The sequence below is a fragment of the Curtobacterium ammoniigenes NBRC 101786 genome, from assembly GCF_001571045.1.
Taxonomy (GTDB): domain Bacteria; phylum Actinomycetota; class Actinomycetes; order Actinomycetales; family Microbacteriaceae; genus Curtobacterium; species Curtobacterium ammoniigenes.
Window position 1 is genome coordinate 1 of the sequence record NZ_BCSV01000003.1, and the last position, 13,949, is coordinate 13,949.

The 13,949-nt window shown below is 67.6% G+C and carries 11 protein-coding genes; 7 read left to right on the top strand and 4 right to left on the bottom strand.

The window, feature by feature from the left end; translation table 11 throughout:
• Nucleotides 1-30: 30 nt before the first annotated feature.
• Nucleotides 31-252 (bottom strand): DUF7455 domain-containing protein, encoded by a 222-nt coding sequence (locus tag CAM01S_RS07045; protein WP_066518723.1) that lies wholly within the window; start codon nt 250-252, stop codon nt 31-33.
• A gap of 167 nt (nt 253-419) precedes the next feature.
• Between CAM01S_RS07045 and CAM01S_RS07050 the strand changes: the two genes are divergently transcribed.
• Nucleotides 420-2,546: a DNA gyrase/topoisomerase IV subunit B gene (locus tag CAM01S_RS07050; protein WP_066518727.1), complete on the top strand. Its 2,127-nt coding sequence runs from the start codon at nt 420-422 to the stop codon at nt 2,544-2,546.
• 112 nt (nt 2,547-2,658) lie between these two features.
• On the opposite strand, the gene CAM01S_RS07055 is transcribed toward CAM01S_RS07050, so the two are convergent.
• The gene (locus CAM01S_RS07055) at nt 2,659-5,139 is read right to left on the bottom strand and encodes a DNA gyrase/topoisomerase IV subunit A (protein ID WP_066518730.1); all 2,481 of its coding nucleotides are present in this window, start codon (nt 5,137-5,139) and stop codon (nt 2,659-2,661) included.
• 62 nt (nt 5,140-5,201) lie between these two features.
• Between CAM01S_RS07055 and CAM01S_RS07060 the strand changes: the two genes are divergently transcribed.
• Nucleotides 5,202-6,359, top strand: a complete 1,158-nt coding sequence (locus tag CAM01S_RS07060) for an alkaline phosphatase family protein (RefSeq protein WP_066518733.1) — start codon at nt 5,202-5,204, stop codon at nt 6,357-6,359.
• Here the strand turns inward: CAM01S_RS07060 and sepH are convergent.
• On the bottom strand, nt 6,356-7,450 hold the full coding sequence (gene sepH / locus CAM01S_RS07065) for a septation protein SepH (protein ID WP_066518735.1): 1,095 nt from the start codon (nt 7,448-7,450) through the stop codon (nt 6,356-6,358). The genes CAM01S_RS07060 and sepH overlap by 4 nt on opposite strands.
• Nucleotides 7,451-7,776: 326 nt before the next feature.
• Between sepH and CAM01S_RS07070 the strand changes: the two genes are divergently transcribed.
• Nucleotides 7,777-8,073: a DUF4193 domain-containing protein gene (locus CAM01S_RS07070; protein WP_066518737.1), complete on the top strand. Its 297-nt coding sequence runs from the start codon at nt 7,777-7,779 to the stop codon at nt 8,071-8,073.
• A 93-nt stretch (nt 8,074-8,166) separates the two neighbouring features.
• Here the strand turns inward: CAM01S_RS07070 and CAM01S_RS07075 are convergent, their stop codons facing one another.
• Nucleotides 8,167-8,619 (bottom strand): DUF3093 domain-containing protein, encoded by a 453-nt coding sequence (locus CAM01S_RS07075; protein WP_066518740.1) that lies wholly within the window; start codon nt 8,617-8,619, stop codon nt 8,167-8,169.
• 92 nt (nt 8,620-8,711) lie between these two features.
• Between CAM01S_RS07075 and dut the strand changes: the two genes are divergently transcribed.
• The 4 genes from dut (at nt 8,712) to acnA (ending at nt 13,819) form a co-directional block, all read left to right on the top strand.
• Nucleotides 8,712-9,236 (top strand): dUTP diphosphatase, encoded by a 525-nt coding sequence (dut, locus tag CAM01S_RS07080; RefSeq protein ID WP_066519873.1) that lies wholly within the window; start codon nt 8,712-8,714, stop codon nt 9,234-9,236.
• Nucleotides 9,233-9,958: a DUF3710 domain-containing protein gene (locus CAM01S_RS07085; RefSeq protein WP_373277700.1), complete on the top strand. Its 726-nt coding sequence runs from the start codon at nt 9,233-9,235 to the stop codon at nt 9,956-9,958. The genes dut and CAM01S_RS07085 overlap by 4 nt, the downstream gene beginning before the upstream one ends.
• 11 nt (nt 9,959-9,969) lie before the next feature.
• Entirely contained in the window at nt 9,970-10,755 is a 786-nt protein-coding gene (locus CAM01S_RS07090) for a DUF3159 domain-containing protein (RefSeq protein ID WP_066518741.1), read from the top strand.
• Nucleotides 10,756-10,999: 244 nt separating this feature from the next.
• A complete protein-coding gene (gene acnA, locus CAM01S_RS07095; RefSeq protein ID WP_174520415.1) occupies nt 11,000-13,819 on the top strand; it encodes an aconitate hydratase AcnA in 2,820 nt (939 codons plus the stop codon).
• The last annotated feature ends 130 nt before the right edge of the window (nt 13,820-13,949 follow it).

The following is a 13,949-nucleotide window of genomic DNA, read 5'->3' on the forward strand; positions in this document are numbered from 1 at the left end:
TGCGACGAGGCGTTCAGCAGCTGGAGGCCGTCAGCTCGCGTAGAGGCGGCTTGTCTCGTCGTGCCACTCAATTGCGGTCGCCGCGAGCTTGTCCTTGAACTCGGCGCCGTGGTGCGCGCAGAAGAGGAGCTCGCCCGTGGCCATCGTCGCCCGGATGTACGCTTGCGCTCCACAGAGGTCGCAGCGGTCCGCGGCCGTGAGCTCGTTGCGTCCGGATTCGTCGATGGAGAGGTCCTGCACGGTTTGGGTCATGGCTGTGCTCCTCATCTGTTCGGGTAGTGCCGTGATGTTGACCCATTGCAACACACGCCCCTGGGTATGGGCGCATCCGCGCGGCCTGTTTCGCCGTGGGCGGATTCCCACCGCCCTCGGCGGGGTGGCGATCAGAGGGAGTCGGTGGCCCCGGGTAGCCTCGTCGGGTGAGTTCCGACTATTCTGCCCGCCACCTTTCCGTGCTGGAGGGGCTCGAGGCCGTGCGCAAGCGGCCCGGCATGTACATCGGTTCGACCGACTCCCGCGGACTCATGCACTGCCTGTGGGAGATCATCGACAACTCGGTGGATGAGGCGCTTGCCGGATACGGCGACACGATCGGAGTGCACCTGTACGCCGACGGCAGTGTGCAGGTTGCCGACGTTGCGCGAGGAATCCCGGTCGACATCGAACCGAAGACCGGGCTCACCGGGGTTGAGGTCGTGTTCACGAAGCTCCACGCCGGCGGCAAGTTCGGCACTGGCTCATACGCGGCATCCGGAGGGCTCCACGGCGTCGGCGCCTCCGTCGTCAACGCGCTCTCCGAACGGCTCGACGTCGAGGTCGACCGCGACGGGAAGACCTGGGCCATGTCGTTCCGTCGAGGCGAGCCCGGCGTGTTCGACGACCGGAACGGGATCGGCCCGGATGCGCCGTTCACCCCGTTTATCGCCGACAGCGAGTTGCGGGTGATCGGCAAGGTCAAGCGGGGCGTGACTGGGTCACGGATCCGCTATTGGGCGGACCGTCAGATCTTCACCAAGGACGCCGCGTTCCGCCACGACGAGCTCGTCGCGCGCGCACGCCAGACCGCTTTCCTCGTCCCCGGGCTCGCGATCACCATCGCCGACGAGCGACCGGGAACACTCGCTGCGGCCGCAGAGCATGCGGCTGCCAGCGGCACGGCCGCACCTGTCGGAGCCGTGGTCGAGCGATTCAAGTTCGACGGCGGCATCGCCGAGTTCGTCGATCATCTGGCTCCCGACTCGGCGCTCACCGACACCTGGCGCATCACCGGATCGGGAACGTTCACCGAGACCGTCCCGATGCTCGACGCGCAGGGCCACATGGTGTCGACGGAGGTCGAACGAACCTGCGACGTCGATGTCGCGGTCCGCTGGGGGAGCGGCTATGAGACCGTCCTGCGCAGTTTCGTGAACATCATCGCGACCCCGAAGGGCGGGACGCACCAGGCCGGGTTCGAGAACGGACTCATGAAGGCGGTGCGGGCGCAGGTCGACGCGAACGCTCGCAAACTGAAGGTGGGTCAGGACAAGCTCGAGAAGGACGATGTTCTCGCCGGGCTCACCGCCGTGTTGACTGTGCGCTTGCCCGAGCCGCAGTTCGAAGGACAGACGAAAGAGGTGCTGGGCACGCCCGCGGTCCGGCAGATCGTGGCGAATGTCGTCGCGAAGCGCTTGACGGAGATTCTCTCCTCGACGCAGCGGACCGAGAAGGCGCAGGCTGCGGTGCTGCTCGAAAAGGTCGTCGCGGAGATGAAGTCCCGGATCTCCGCGCGCGCACACAAGGAGACGCAGCGCCGGAAGAACGCGCTCGAGAACTCCTCGCTGCCGACCAAACTCGCCGATTGCCGGTCGAATGATGTCGCCGCGAGCGAGTTGTTCATCGTCGAGGGGGATTCCGCGCTCGGCACCGCGAAGCTCGCTCGCAACAGCGAGTACCAGGCGCTGCTGCCGATCCGGGGGAAGATCCTCAACGTTCAGAAGGCGTCCGTGAGCGACATGCTCTCGAACGCGGAGTGCGCGTCCATCATCCAAGTAGTTGGAGCGGGGTCCGGCCGGACGTTCGAGCTCGATCAGGCTCGCTACGGGAAGATCATCATCATGTCCGACGCTGACGTCGACGGCGCGCATATTCGAACACTCCTGCTCACGCTGTTCTTCCGATACATGCGGCCGATGGTCGAGGCGGGCCGTGTCTTCGCAGCGGTTCCACCGTTGCATCGCGTCGTGGTCATCAACCGCGGGAAGCCGAACGACACGCTCTACACCTATTCAGAGCAGGAACTGCAGGGCGTGCTCAAGCGGCTCGAGAAGGCCGGCAAGCGATACCAGGAGCCGATACAGCGCTACAAGGGGCTCGGTGAGATGGACGCCGACCAGCTCGCGGAAACCACGATGGACCGCGCGCATCGGACGCTTCGTCGCGTCAACGTCGTCGACGCCGAACAGGCCGCGCGAGTGTTCGAATTGCTGATGGGGAACGACGTCGCTCCGCGCAAGGAGTTCATCCTCGCCGGTGAGGGACTCGACCGAGACCGCATCGACGCCTGAGCCCTGGCGTATGCCGTCGGCACCGTCGCCGACGGCGGCACTCGCGCCGGCGCCCGGCTCGTCGCGCCGACGCTCGTCTCGTCACGCCGACGGCGTCGACTCGACGCCCGGGTCAGGCGTCGAGTCGCGGAGCGGACCCGATCGACGCGACCACAGCCTCCAGCGGGCTGCCGGAGCCGTCCCGCTTCGAGAGCCAGTCTGGCAGTGTGCGCGGTGACCCTTCGGAGCCGACAGCGTGCGCCGGTGCGCCACCGACCCATGCCAGCGCGATGGTGTCTTCGCCCTTGAGGAACGCGTGGGCCCGAACGCCCTGGGTGGCGCGACCTTTCCGAGGGAACTCGGCCAAGGCGGACAGTTTGGCGCGACCAGGGTCGGTTCCGGCGAGCGTTGACGACGAACTGGAGACCGTCACAACGATCGGTTCATCGGCATCAGGGGCGACCGCTCCGAACCAGATCACGGAAGCGCCACCGGCGAGCGACATGCCGCTCATGCCCCCGGCCGGGAGCCCCTGCGGTCGGACGGCCGACGCGGGGAACCGCAGGAGCTGCGCGTTGGAGGCGACGAAGATCAGGTCCGTGTCGTCCCGGGCGGGAGCGGCGCCGACGACGTGATCTCCGGCTTTGAGGCTGACGACCGGAAAGTCCGGCTTGTCCGGCCACGGGCCTGGAACAACGCGTTTGACCACCCCCTGGGCCGTGCCGATCGCGAGCGGCGTCTCCGTCGTGAACTCGACCAGGGCGACGACGGTTTCCGCGGACGTCAGCCCGAGATACTCGACCGCACGAACCCCGGCATCGAGCCGGACAGCGGCCGGCGGCACCGCGGGGACGTCCACCGGTGAAAAGCGCACGACACGGCCAGCGGAGGTCAGCGCGCCCACCGACGCTCGCGTCGACGCCAGCACCGACGATCGAACCGCGTCGTGCTTGGTGCGCCGCGGCGCGCGTACGGCACGGCTCTGTTCGACGGAGTCGTCCTGCGGCGGAAGATCGACGCGAACGAGACGACCGGTCGTTGACAACAGAAGGCGGCACGGGGCATCGGCGATCTGCAGGTCCGCCGGGTCGGCAGCGGCCTTCCGGCCGCCGCGGACTGGAGCGTCGGCCTCGGTGAGCAGGGTCCGGCGTGGCGTGCCGAAGCGCTCGGCAACGTCGGACAGTTCGACGGCGACCTGGTGCCGCAGCGACGCATCCGAGGCGAGGAGCGCCTCCAGTGCTGCGATCTCCGCCTGCAGTGCATCGCGCTCGGACTCCAGTTCGATCCGTGAGAACTTCGTCAAACGGCGGAGCCGGAGCTCGAGGATGTATTCGGCCTGCACCTCGGACAGGTCGAAGACCTGCTGCAGGCGACCGCGGGCTGCGTCTGCGTCATCTGAGGAGCGGATGACGTCGATCACCTCGTCGATGTCGAGGATGGCGATGAGGAGCCCCTCAACCAGATGGAGTCGTTCGCGACGTCGAGCAAGGCGATAGCGCGAGCGACGGGTGACGACGTCGAGACGGTGCCGCACGTACACGTCGAGCAGATCGCGCAGGCCGAGTGTTCGCGGGCTTCCGTCGACGAGCGCGACGTTGTTGATGCCGAAGCCCTCTTCCAGCGGCGTGTGGCGGTAGAGCTGCTCGAGCACCGCGCTCGGATTGAAGCCCGACTTGATGCCGATGACGAGTCGGAGGCCGTGGTTCCGGTCCGTGAGGTCGGTCACGTCCGCGATCCCCGCGAGCTTCTTCGCTTGGACACCGTCCTTGATCTTCTCGATCACCCGCTCGGGCCCGACAAGATAGGGCAGCTCCGTGACGATGATGCCCGTTTTCCGAGGAGTCAGGCTCTCGATGCTCGTCTTCGCCCTGGTGCGGAAGCTGCCGCGTCCGGACGCGTATGCGTCGCGAACACCGGAGAGGCCGACGATCGTGCCCCCTGACGGAAGGTCAGGACCGGGGATGAACTCCATGAGCTCCTCGAGCGTGGCGTCCGGGTGCTGCAGGAGGTGCTTCGCCGCTTCGACGACCTCACCCAGGTTGTGCGGCGGCATGTTCGTTGCCATGCCGACGGCGATTCCCGACGCGCCGTTGACCAGCAGATTCGGAATCGCGGCGGGCAGGACGCCCGGCTGCATGAGCTGGTTGTCGTAGTTCGGAACGAAGTCGACGACGTCCTCACCGAGGCCTTCGGTCATCGCCATCGACGGCTCTGCGAGGCGCGCCTCGGTATACCGTGCCGCCGCCGGGCCATCGTCGAGGGACCCGAAGTTGCCGTGCCCGTCGATGAGCGGAACGCGCATCGTGAAGTCCTGCGCCATGCGGACCAGGGCGTCGTAGATCGCTCCGTCGCCATGGGGGTGCAGCTTGCCCATCACCTCGCCAGTCACGCGGGCGCTCTTCACATGCCCGCGATCGGGGCGCAGCCCCATCTCGGCCATCTGGTACAGAATCCGACGTTGGACCGGTTTCAGACCGTCGCGCGCATCCGGCAAGGCCCGCGAGTAGATCACCGAATAGGCGTATTCCAGGAACGAGCCCTGCATCTCCTCGGAGAGGTCGACGTCCTCGATCCGCTCCCCATCGGGAACGCCGACGGTGTCCGTGCGCGCCATGTGCCCTTTCCGGTCGGCCGCCCTGTGCAGTCGGGAGATGCGCATCTGGAAGACTGGCCGAGATGGCTCCAAGCGTACCGACGCTGCAGCAGGACGCAGCGAACCTCGCCGACGTGCTCCCGAGCGCGCTCCGTGCCCTCGGCGCTGTGGACGACGAGTGGCTCGAACGCGTCGCGCTCCGCGGGCGCATCGCGCTCCCCGACGTCCGCTCGTGCGTCGTGGTCGTCGTCGACGGTCTGGGCGCGAACGCGCTCGCGGCCCGGCGCGGGCACGCGCGATTCCTGACGGAGAGCGGGAGGCGCCTCCGGACCGGGTTTCCCACGACGACGGCGGCCGCGCTGACCAGTCTCAGCACCGGTCGCTCGCCCGGCGAGCACGGCGTGGTCGGCTACAGCGGCTGGGTGGACGAGCGCCACGACGTCGTGAACATGCTGTCCGGCTGGAACGATCGAGTGCCGGAGGGCTGGCTCGCTACCGAGACGCTCTTCGAGACGGCGACTGCCCTCGGCGTCGACGCGGTCGCCGTCGGCCCATCGCGGTACCGGTCCTCGGGGTTCACCCGGTCGGTGCTCGCCGGAGCGCGATACGTCGAGGCGGAGCGCATCGAGGACCGCGTCGCAGCCGCTGCCCGTGTTGTGGCGGAGGCGGGTCGCCACCTCGTATACCTCTATATTCCCGAGCTCGATGCGATCGCGCACCGGCACGGCTGGCAGTCGGACCGTTGGACAGCGGCGCTCGAGACCGTCGACGCAGCGCTTGCGGTGCTCGCGAGCAGCGTCGTTCCGGACGCCGGTGTTCTCGTGACCGCCGACCACGGCATCCTCGACGTGCCCGAGTCGGCGAACATCGCACTCGACGCCGACACGCTCGACGCAGTCCGCGGCGTGGCCGGCGACCCGAGAGCGCGCCAACTGACCCTGCACGAGCGTGCTGACGCCCCGCGCGTTGCGGAGGCATTCCAGGCATCACTCGGCAAGGCCGCGTTCGTCGCGACGTTCGAGCAGGCGGCCGAAGCCGGCTGGTTCGGCATCGTGCGGCCCGAGCTCCGCGACCGCTTCGGCGACGTCGTCATCGTCGCGCGCGGCACGTGGGCGTTCAACGACGATCGGGCACTGCCTCCGGGCGCGGTCGTTCCGCGGATGGTCGGTCAGCACGGAGGGTTGACCGACGACGAACTGTTTGTGCCGCTCCGGTTGGCCGCCGGGTTCTCGCGCGGCTAGGCCAGGTCGTCGTCCGACCGCGTGCCGAAGACGATCTCGTCCCAGCTCGGCATCGATCTGCGGCCGCGCTTCGGCCGCGACGCGCGCTGCTGGTCAGCGTCCGTCTCGCCGCGCCGATCGGTCGCCGGAAGGTCGGCCGGCACGGGCCGCTGGGGTGCGGTGTCACCGTGCACGGTCTGTGTGTCGTCGTCGAAGGGGTCGAGCGTCATCTCGACCACCGACATCGGACGAGCGCGCTGCGGCTCCTGCGGCGTCTGCTCGTCGGACGCGGTCTCCGTTCCGAACGCGGCGCTCTCACGCTCGCCTCGGCGGCGGCGGAGTGCCTCGAGCAGGTCGGCCGTCTCGTTGCCGGGCGCGCGGTCCACCACCGGCGGCATTCCGATTCTCGGCAACGCTGGTCGGAGTGCCGGGCGCTCGTGGAGGTCGGGGTCTGTCACACGGTCGTCCACCGGCTCGACGCGGAACGCACCAGAATCGAAGTGCGTCGTGTCGTGATCATCCGCCTCCGCGTGTTCGAACTCGACGGCGCGCAGCCGCGGCGTGATCCCTTCATCGGGTGCGTCCGAGAGACGGTTCGCATCGTCGTTCAGCGCCGTCAGCGCGGCAGTCTTCGGTTCAAACGTCCACTGGGCGTCGTGGTCGACCTCGGCTGCACGGTAGTGGACCTGCACCCGCCAGCCCGTCTCCGGGTCCTTCCACGCCTCCCAGCGGATGTCCGCGGCGCCGCCGTCTTCCAAGCGTGCCGTGATGTCGGCGCCGAAGGTGTCTGACCGCTCGCCATCGGGATGCACGCGGACGCGCTGCGCCGCGTCGAGGATGAAGGCGCGTTCGGCGAGGACCGGGCCCTCGTACCGTCGGACGTACTCGGTGTCGATCTCCATGGCTGCGGCGACCTGCTCAGCGCTCGCGCCGGCGCGGATCCGCGCCTGCACATCCTTCGGGGAGATGCGTCTGTGCGGCTGACCGTCGGTGCCGGCCTTCCGGATGTGCCCCGTCAGCGTCGAGGTGACCGGCAGGCGGAACTCGCTCCCCGTGTCGTTCGCGAGCAACAGCGCTCCCGATTCGACGCCGATGACTCTCACGTCCTGCATCTGTCCGCCCTCCGTTGCGTGCGTACGGTCGTGCGTGCGTACTGCAGGGAGTATGCGCCGCCGATCGCCCGAGGAGCGGGAGGCGCACGGGCGTGCCGTGAGTTTCGCCATCGGGCGCGGCCATGGACGATTGTTCGACCGATGCAGGAATACTCGTCACCGCACGTGGGTTGCACCGCTGTCACTCGCCGTCGAGTGCCCGCTCGAGGTGGCCGATCTGGCCTCGTGAAGTTATCAGGATGAGCGGTTTGCGATTCGTAGGCGGGTGATGCAGACTGTCGCCGCCGATTCCGGCGACGACCCCGCATTACTAGAGATGGATGGGCATGGCCACCGATTACGACGCCCCCCGGAAGACCGACGATTCGGACTCCGAATCGATCGAGGCCCTCAAGGAGCGCGTGCCCGACAAGATGTCGGGAGTCGTCGACGACGATACGGACAACCCCGGCAGCTTCGAGCTCGCCGGACAGGATCTCTCCGACGTCGACCTCGACGTCGTCGTTCTTCCTCCGCAGGTCGACGAGTTCACGTGCGTCGAATGCTTCCTGGTGAAGCACCGCTCGCAGCTCGACCACGAGTCGAAGCTCGGTCCGGTCTGTGCGGAGTGCGCTGCACTCTGAGACGCAACGCGCGGGCAGGGAAACGGCCGGTCTCCTTCGGGAGGCCGGCCGTTCGTCATCCGGTTCGGCTGCGGTTGGCGCCGGTACCGCGCCTCAGCCTGCGCTTCGCGGCTGCAGCGCCTCCACGACGCGCTCGGGGTGTCGAACGGACACGAGCCAATAGGGAGTCGGGTCCTCAGGATCGGTGAGTTCGACCTTGACGACGCCTTGGACGTAGCCACGGAACAAGGTCCATGCGCGGGCGTCGAGCTTCGGGCCGCGCTGCGTCGTCGCCTCAGCGCCGGTATACGCCGTGACGCTTCCGACGTACTCGCGGGGAAGATGCGCACGGCCGGCGCGGAACTCGTCCGGCGTGACCTCGATCGTGGGTGCGAGCACCCACAGCAGCACGAGGACCGCCGCTTCCATGCAGGCGGCGACGATTTCGCCGACGGTCGAGTTGATTGGCAGGAAGACGAGCAGGCTCGCCGGAATCACCATCGCGGTCGCGACGTAGAGGAGCGGCGGAGCCCAGAGGCGTTCACGGTACGAGGACACGGCGCTCATTGCATCACGTCCTCCTGTGGAGGCGGAGGGGGGGGGCGGTTTTCGATGCGCACATCACTATTCGATCACGACTCGTGCACTACCCTCGAACGGTGACCCACCCCGTTGACGTGCTCTGGACCGGAGCCAGCGAGCCCGCCTATGCGCATCCGGGGGATGCCGGCGCCGACCTGGTGTCGACGGAAGCGTTTGAGCTGGCACCGGGCGAGCGACGGCTCGTAGGGACCGGACTCCGCATCGCGTTGCCCGAGGGGTTCGCGGCGTTCGTCGTGCCACGGAGCGGCCTTGCGGCAAAGCACGGCATCACCATCGTCAACGCACCGGGCACCGTGGACGCTGGCTACCGCGGTGAGATCAAAGTCGCCCTACTCAACACGGACCGAACCGAGCCGTACGCCGTTTCAGCGGGCGATCGCATCGCGCAGCTGATCGTCATGCCAGTGCCGGTCGTGCGGTTCGTGCAGGTGGACGCGCTTCCCGAGAGCGTTCGCGGCATCGGGGGGTTTGGCTCGTCGGGATACCGCACCGAGCACGTGGTGCCGGCGTCCGGATCGGCGGAGTCGATCTCGGTGCCGGGTTCTCATGCTGCCGAATCTGAGGAAGGAACACAGCGCTGATGTTCGGACGACGCAAGCGCGGTGCAGACGCGCCCGACCAGAGCGAGACCACGAATGAGATCGAGGCGGTCGAACCGGCGCCGGAGATCGATCTCGCGCTCGAGGCCGATCAGGAGCTCGTCGAAGAGATCGATCGTGTCTCGACGGCGAAGTCGGCGCCGGACGATCGCGCCGATCGTGGTCCACTCGACGAGACCGAAGCATCCGCCGCGCGTCCGTATGTCGATCTCGGTGGCGTGAAGATCCTCCCGCGCGAGGGGCTTCATCTCCGCCTCGAGGTCGAGGAAGGCTCGCAGCGTGTTGTCGCCGTCGGCCTGGACTTCGAGGGGTCGACCCTGCAGGTCCAACCGTTCGCCGCGCCGCGCTCGACCGGCCTCTGGCACGAGATCCGCGAGCAGATCGCCGAGCAGATCCGTATGCAGGGAGGCGCGGTTTCCGATGTCGACGGCCCGCTCGGTCCGGAATTGCGTGCCCGCGTGCCCGTCATCGGGGAAGACGGAATCACGAACGAAACCCGGGCTGCGCGCTTCATCGGCGTCGATGGTCCGCGATGGTTCCTGCGGGGCGTGATCGCGGGCCCGGCTGCCGATGACCCGGAGCAGGCGGGTGCGATCGAGGAGCTGTTCCGGTCAGTGGTGGTGGCTCGTGGAACGGCGCCGATGCCACCGCGTGACCTCATCCCGCTGCACATGCCGCCGACGGCGCCGACGACCGCCATCTGACGGATGCATCGATGAGACCAGCCCCCGACCCGGACTTCGACGAGACCTCGACCGCCGAGACGAAGGCCATCCCTGAATTGCCGTCCACATCGGCGCAGTCTGGGCCGGCGCGCGGCGTCGATCAATTCCGGGCCGCTGCGCTGCGCTCCGGAATCGCCCAGGTCGCACCGGGCGAGCGTCCGTCCGGCTCCGCGCTCATGTCGGCGCTCGGCGGCGTGCGCGGCCTCGTCGAGTCGATCCTGCCGGGGTTCGGATTCCTGGTGGTGTTCACGGTCACTCGTGCGCTGGTGCCGAGCGTGCTCGCGCCGGTGGTCCTCGCGGTGATCTTCGTCGTTGTCCGGATCATTCAGCGACAATCGCCCACGTCGGGGATCGCGGGGCTCGTCGGAGTCGCGCTCTCCGCGGGCCTCGCACTGATCACGGGGAAGCCGGAGTCGAACTTTCTCCCAGGCATCGTGGTGAACGCCGTGTGCCTGGCGGTGCTCCTTGTCTCCGTCGCTGTTCGTCGGCCCCTCATCGACGTCATCGTGGGTCTCATCAGAGCCGCGATCGCGCAGGAGACCGGCGGAGCCTCCACACCGTCGGGTTCAGCGTCAGTTCGCCAGGCTCCGCTCGTCGCGACCTGGCTGTGGGTCGGACTCTTCGCGGTCCGGCTCGCAATCGAGGTGCCGCTCTACGTGAGCGCGCAGGTCGAGACGCTCGCCGCGATCAAACTCATCACCGGCGTGCCCCTCTACGCAGGAGTGCTCTGGGTGACTTGGCTGCTCTGCCGCAGTGCTGTTCGCCCGTCGCGCTGACGCCCGCCAAAGCTGCACCACGACACACGCGCGCTGCCGCCCTGGGTCTGAGCACGTGTAGCATCTATCTTGACATCAAGATAATTTGCGCGGCAGCAGTGCATCGCGGGAATTAGGCTGGCGGTGCTGGCAGGGTGGCCACAACGGCCGCTCGACGGGCAGCGCGATGCGCCCGACCGCCAGGGTCAGGCACGGACGAAACGACGATGAGCAGCGCTGACGCTGCATGCAGGAGGAGGCCGCGGTGAACAAGCCGAACCCGGACAGCTTTGGCTCGAAGGACACGCTCTCAGTCGGGGGTGCCGACTATGCGATCCATCGCATCGGTGCCGTCCCCGGCGCTGAGAAGCTTCCGTACAGCCTGAAGGTGCTGCTGGAGAATCTGCTGCGGACGGAAGACGGCGCGAACGTCACGGAGGCGCAGATCCGTGCGCTCGGCTCGTGGCAGCCTGAGGCCGAGCCCGACACCGAGATCCAGTTCACGCCCGCCCGCGTCGTGATGCAGGACTTCACCGGTGTGCCGTGCATCGTCGACCTCGCCACCATGCGAGAGGCGATGGCCGACCTCGGGGGCGACCCGACGAAGATCAATCCGCTCTCGCCTGCTGAGCTCGTGATCGACCATTCCGTCATCGCCGACCTGTTCGGGCGCGAGGATGCGCTTCGCATCAACACGGACATCGAGTACGAGCGCAACGGCGAGCGCTACCAGTTCCTGCGGTGGGGCCAGACGGCGTTCGAAGACTTCAAGGTGGTGCCCCCGGGTACCGGGATCGTGCACCAGGTCAACATCGAGTACCTGGCTCGCGTGGTCTACACGCGTGACGTCGACGGTGAGCGGTTCGCCTACCCGGACACGCTCGTCGGAACCGACTCGCACACCACGATGGTGAACGGGCTGGGGGTGCTCGGATGGGGTGTCGGCGGTATCGAGGCCGAGGCTGCGATGCTCGGCCAGCCGGTCTCCATGCTGATTCCGAAGGTCGTCGGTTTCAAGCTCTCCGGATCGATCCCGGCCGGCGTCACGGCGACGGATGTCGTGCTCACCATCACGCAGATGCTGCGCAAGCACGGCGTTGTCGGCAAGTTCGTCGAGTTCTACGGCGAGGGTGTGGCGGAGGTTCCCCTCGCCAACCGCGCGACGATCGGCAACATGAGCCCCGAGTTCGGCTCGACGGCGGCAATCTTCCCGATCGACGATGTGACGCTGGACTACCTGCGGTTCACCGGACGTGAGGCATCCCAGGTCGAGCTCGTGGAGGCGTACGCCAAGGCGCAGGGCCTGTGGCACGACCCGAGCGCGAACCCGAACTACTCGGAGTACCTCGAACTGGATCTGTCGACGGTCGTTCCGTCGATCTCCGGGCCGAAGCGCCCGCAGGACCGGATCGAGCTCACCCACGCGAAGAACCAGTTCGAAGCCGACCTGGCGAACTACGCGAAGCCGGGCCCGCACACAGACGTCGACGAGGCGGTCGAGGACACCTTCCCGGCGTCCGACCCGATCGCGGTCGGTTCCACCAACGGCGCTCCGCATCAGGAACGCGAGTTCGTGGCGAGCGCACCCGCGAAGCTCTCGCAGCCCACGAAGGTCGCGATGGACGGCGCCGACCCGTTCACGATCGACCATGGCGCCGTTGCGATCGCAGCGATCACCTCCTGCACGAACACGTCGAACCCGTCGGTGATGATGGCGGCCGGCATCCTCGCTCGGAACGCTGCCCAGAAGGGTCTCAAGGCCAAGCCGTGGGTCAAGACCACGCTTGCTCCGGGCTCGAAGGTCGTGACCGACTACTACGAGAAGGCCGGTCTGACGAAGTACCTGGAGGACCTCGGGTTCTACACGGTCGGCTATGGCTGCACCACCTGCATCGGCAACTCGGGGCCGCTCCCGGACGAGATCTCCAAGGCGGTACAGGACAACGACCTGGCGGTCACCGCGGTCCTGTCCGGGAACCGGAACTTCGAGGGGCGCATCAACCCCGACGTCAAGATGAACTACCTCGCGAGCCCCCCGCTCGTCATCGCGTATGCGCTGGCCGGATCGATGCACTTCGACTTCGACACGGACGCCCTCGGCACCGACACCGACGGCAATGCGGTGTTCCTCAAGGACATCTGGCCCGACGCGGATGAGGTCCAGAAGGTGATCGATTCCTCGATCGAGACCGAGATGTTCACGCACGAGTACGCATCCGTCTTCGCGGGTGACGAGCGCTGGCAGAACCTGCCCACGCCGACCGGCGACACGTTCGAATGGAACGCAGAGTCCACCTACGTGCGGAAGCCGCCGTACTTCGAGGGCATGGCGATCGAACCGGACGCCGTGTCCGACATCGCGGGTGCACGCGTCCTCGCCAAGCTCGGCGACTCGGTGACGACGGATCACATCTCGCCGGCCGGATCGATCAAAGCGGACAGCCCCGCCGGCTACTACCTCGCCGAGCACGGCGTGGACCGGAAGGACTTCAACTCCTACGGCTCCCGCCGCGGCAACCACGAGGTCATGATCCGTGGGACGTTCGCGAACATCCGGCTGAAGAACCTGCTCCTCGATGGCGTTGAAGGCGGCTACACCCGCGACTTCACGACCGGCGGCGGCGACGAGTCGTTCATCTACGACGCGTCGATGCACTACCAGGAGCAGGGCATTCCCCTCGTCATCTTCGGCGGCAAGGAATACGGGTCCGGCTCGTCACGCGACTGGGCGGCGAAGGGGACGAGCCTCCTCGGCGTGAAGGCGGTCATCGCGGAGAGCTTCGAGCGCATCCACCGGTCGAACCTCATCGGCATGGGTGTCGTGCCGCTGCAGTTCCCGGCAGGAGAATCCGCAGATTCGCTCGGGCTCGACGGCACCGAACGGGTGTCGATCAGCGGCCTCACCGCGCTGAACGAGGGCGCGACCCCGAAGACCGTGCACGTCGTCGCCGAACCGACCGAACACTCGGCCGAGGGCAAGCAGCCGATCGAATTCGACGCGGTCGTTCGGATCGACACCCCCGGTGAAGCCGACTACTACCGCAACGGCGGAATCCTGCAGTACGTGCTCCGATCGCTCGTCTGATCAGCGGATCGCACTCGGTCCCACTGCGTTCCGGATCCAGGAGGCGCGGCGTCAGCGTACGTCGCGCCTCCTGTCCGTCGTGGTGGCGCCGAATTCGGGCCTCGACGTACCCCTCCACCCGCGCGCTGCC

Coding starts and splice junctions, on each gene's coding strand:
- CAM01S_RS07045 (WP_066518723.1), bottom strand. CDS start 252: ATGACCCAAACCGTGCAGGACCTCTCCATCGACGAATCCGGACGCAAC.
- CAM01S_RS07055 (WP_066518730.1), bottom strand. CDS start 5,139: ATGGCGCGCACGGACACCGTCGGCGTTCCCGATGGGGAGCGGATCGAG.
- CAM01S_RS07060 (WP_066518733.1), top strand. CDS start 5,202: ATGGCTCCAAGCGTACCGACGCTGCAGCAGGACGCAGCGAACCTCGCC.
- sepH (WP_066518735.1), bottom strand. CDS start 7,450: ATGCAGGACGTGAGAGTCATCGGCGTCGAATCGGGAGCGCTGTTGCTC.
- CAM01S_RS07070 (WP_066518737.1), top strand. CDS start 7,777: ATGGCCACCGATTACGACGCCCCCCGGAAGACCGACGATTCGGACTCC.
- CAM01S_RS07075 (WP_066518740.1), bottom strand. CDS start 8,619: ATGAGCGCCGTGTCCTCGTACCGTGAACGCCTCTGGGCTCCGCCGCTC.
- CAM01S_RS07090 (WP_066518741.1), top strand. CDS start 9,970: ATGAGACCAGCCCCCGACCCGGACTTCGACGAGACCTCGACCGCCGAG.